The sequence below is a fragment of the Arthrobacter sp. 2YAF22_2 genome (genome assembly GCF_052114645.1).
GTDB lineage: Bacteria > Actinomycetota > Actinomycetes > Actinomycetales > Micrococcaceae > Arthrobacter.
The window spans coordinates 1-2,997 of record NZ_JBFRFD010000455.1; the positions used below are offsets into that span (position 1 = coordinate 1).

5 protein-coding genes are annotated in these 2,997 nt (G+C 64.7%); 4 read left to right on the forward strand and 1 reads right to left on the reverse strand.

All coding sequences use genetic code 11. The annotated features are described in order from the left end of the window. Both AB4Y86_RS15740 and AB4Y86_RS15745 read left to right on the forward strand, forming a co-directional pair. Positions 1 to 432, forward strand: a 432-nt coding sequence (locus AB4Y86_RS15740) for a flagellar hook assembly protein FlgD (protein WP_441403124.1), incomplete at its 5' end; no start/stop codon positions are given. Positions 433 to 463: 31 nt separating this feature from the next. After that, entirely contained in the window at positions 464 to 1,633 is a 1,170-nt protein-coding gene (locus AB4Y86_RS15745; RefSeq protein ID WP_441403125.1) for a flagellar hook protein FlgE, read from the forward strand. Between the two features lie 86 nt (positions 1,634 to 1,719). Here AB4Y86_RS15745 and AB4Y86_RS15750 read toward each other — a convergent pair whose 3' ends face one another. Then, positions 1,720 to 1,896, reverse strand: a complete 177-nt coding sequence (locus AB4Y86_RS15750) for a hypothetical protein (RefSeq protein WP_441403126.1) — start codon at positions 1,894 to 1,896, stop codon at positions 1,720 to 1,722. A gap of 242 nt (positions 1,897 to 2,138) precedes the next feature. Here AB4Y86_RS15750 and AB4Y86_RS15755 point away from each other — a divergent pair, with 242 nt between their 5' ends. Together AB4Y86_RS15755 and AB4Y86_RS15760 are read left to right on the forward strand one after the other, a co-directional pair. Further along, complete coding sequence (locus tag AB4Y86_RS15755) at positions 2,139 to 2,426, forward strand: flagellar FlbD family protein (RefSeq protein WP_441403127.1); 288 nt, start codon at positions 2,139 to 2,141, stop codon at positions 2,424 to 2,426. Positions 2,427 to 2,429: 3 nt separating this feature from the next. Continuing rightward, positions 2,430 to 2,997 (forward strand): motility protein A (locus AB4Y86_RS15760; RefSeq protein ID WP_441403128.1); only part of this gene is annotated, 568 nt, incomplete at its 3' end.

The window sequence follows — 2,997 nt, forward strand, 5'->3', positions numbered from 1 at the left end:
ATCGCTCCCCAGCCGGTCACGCCGCAGGCTGTCGGGGGCCCTGCCTCGGCGCCGGCATCGGCCGTACGAACGCCCGTTCAGAGCATGGACGCCAATGTGTTCATGACGCTGTTGGTGGCGCAGATGAAGAACCAGAACCCCAGCGCTCCGATGGACACCAACCAGATGATGAGCCAGACCATCCAGCTCTCCATGATGGAAAAGACCACCGAGATGACCACCAACAGCAAGGAGGCGTTCTCCCTCCAGATGCGGTCGGCCGCCGCGCAGTTGGTGGGCCACAACGTCGACTACACGCTCAGCGACGGCACCACCGGCAGCGGACTCGCCTCTTCGGTGTCCTTCGCCGGCGCAGTTCCGGCCGTCAAGGTCGGTACCCTTTCCATCCCGCTCGATTCGATTTCCGGCATTACGGCGCCCGCCGCCTCCTAATCAGTGCTTCACCCGTAGAAAGGCAGTTCCCATGCTCCGCTCGCTGTACTCCGGAATCTCCGGCCTCCGTGCCCACCAGACCATGCTGGATGTCACCGGCAACAACATCGCCAACGTCAACACCGCCGGCTTCAAGTCTTCGACCACCCAGTTCCAGGACACCCTCTCGCAGATGACCCAGGGTGCCTCCGCACCGCAGGGCCAGACTGGCGGCAGCAACCCGGCGCAGATCGGACTGGGCGTCCGAGTCGCCGGCGTCACCACCAACTTCTCCCAGGGCTCCTCGCAGAGCACCGGCCGGGCCACCGACATGATGATCTCCGGCGACGGCTTCTTCGTCACCAACAGGGGCGGACAGCAGCTGTTCACCCGCGCCGGGTCCATGACCTTCGACGCCAACAGCCAGCTGGTCAGCCCCGACGGCGGCATCCTCCAGGGCTGGACGGCCGACCAGACCGGCGTCGTGAATCAGGGTGGTGCCATCGGCAACATCACACTCAATCCCAACACCATGATCGCCAACGCCACGAGCAAGGTGACGCTGGATGGCAACCTGCCCAGCGACGCACTGACGGGTAGTCCCGACCTTCAGCGCGTCGTCGAGGTCTACGACGCAAACGGTGCCGGAAAAAGCCTTTCGCTGAACTTCCACAAGACCGACCTCGGCTGGGACGTCCTCGATGGAACCACCAATATCGGTTCCATGACCTTCGCCGCCGACGGGAAGCTGCTCACAGGGTCGTCCCTGACGACCGCAGGCGGCCTGAACGTCGACCTCTCCAAGGTCTCCGGCTATGCCACGATGAACTCCCTCACGGTCGCCGGCCAGAACGGTGCCGCCGTCGGCAAGCTGGAGTCCTTCACCCTGGGCAACGACGGATCCCTGATCGGGTCCTTCAGCAACGGCACCAAGCAGGTGCTGGCCAAGATCGCGCTCGCCAAGTTCACCAACCCGGCCGGCCTGGAGAAGGCCGGCGGCTCCTCCTACGTGGCCACCGCCAACTCCGGCAACGTTCAGCTCGGCGCGGCGGGGGACCCGGGCATCGGCACCCTGGCCGGCGGTTCCCTGGAAATGTCCAACGTGGACCTCTCCCAGGAATTCACCAACCTGATCGTGGCCCAGCGCGGCTTCCAGGCGAACGCCCGCATCATCACCACCTCCGACGAGGTCCTGCAGGAACTGACCCAGCTGAAGCGCTAATCTCTTTGGCAGTTGCGCTATCACCTATGGCTGGAAACACAGGCTCGCGGCAGCCATAGGTGATGGAGCAACCGGGCCTGGCGGGCTCAGCTGCGCAAGGCGACGCCGACCCTGCGTACCGCGCTCCGGAATCCACCGGCGAGGTCGTCGGCATTGAATTTGAAGTATCGCCAGCCGGCGGCGTTGAACATCTCGTTCCGGCGAATGTCCCGGGACTGCTGCGCGGGCGTGCGGTGGTGGGCGCCGTCGTACTGGAGAGCCAACCGGTGCTGCCGGTACCGAGGTCCGCGGCGGGCGAATACAGATCCCCTGGCACGAGCCTCAGCTGCAGCTCCGGTTCCGGCAGCCCGGCATCGATCAAGACCATCCGAAGGAACGTCTCGGGGCAATGGAGGCTGCGACGGCGGCGCCTAACGAAAGCGCGCCGCCGGCCGACAGTAGGGAGAGAACACCCATCCCCGCCGTTTGGCCGCAAAGCCGAGCGCCCCCAGAGCAGAATCGGCCCATGATCGTCGTCACACGCCTCAACGGAACGCGCTTCGCGGTCAATCCGGACCTGATTGAACGGATCCACGAGAGCCCGGACACCCACCTAGTCACGCTCGACGGCGCCGCCTACGTGGTGTTGGAAAGCCTTGCCGAGGTGGTTGAGCTGATCGCCGACTATCGCGCTTACGTGCTGAGCAAGGCGCGGGACTTTCCCGCCGTCACGGGTTACCCGCTGAGCCTGGTCCCCCCGGCGGATACGGACGACGACGCCGGTTCGCCGGAACCCGAATCACCGAGGAAGTAAGCCATGGATCCCGCAACAATCATCGGACTGCTCCTGGCCTTCGGCTCGGTGATCGCCATGGTGCTGATCGAAGGCGGAAACCTCTCCTCCCTGCTGCTGCCCGGGCCCATGGTCCTGGTCTTCGGTGCAACCCTTGCAGTGGGGCTGGCCGGCAACACCCTCAAGGACGTCATCCAGGCGTTTAAGGCAGTCCCGGGAATGTTCATCGGGAAAACCGCCAAGCCGCAGGAAAGCATCGACCAGATGGTCCGCTTCGCGGAAAAGGCCCGGGCGGAGGGCCTGCTCTCCCTCGAGGAGGAAGCCGCGAGCGTCAAGGATGCCTTCCTAGCGCGGGCCCTGCAGAACATCGCCGACGGCACCGACGCTGAAGATCTCCGGATGCAGATGGAGGATGAGATTGACACCAAGTCGCGCACCGACCACTCCAACTCGAAGTTCTTCGCCTCACTCGGCGGCTACGCCCCCACCATAGGTATCGTCGGCACCGTGGTGTCCCTAACCCACGTCCTCGAAAACCTGTCAAAGCCGGACGAGTTGGGACACATGATTGCCGCCGCGTTCGTTGCCACAC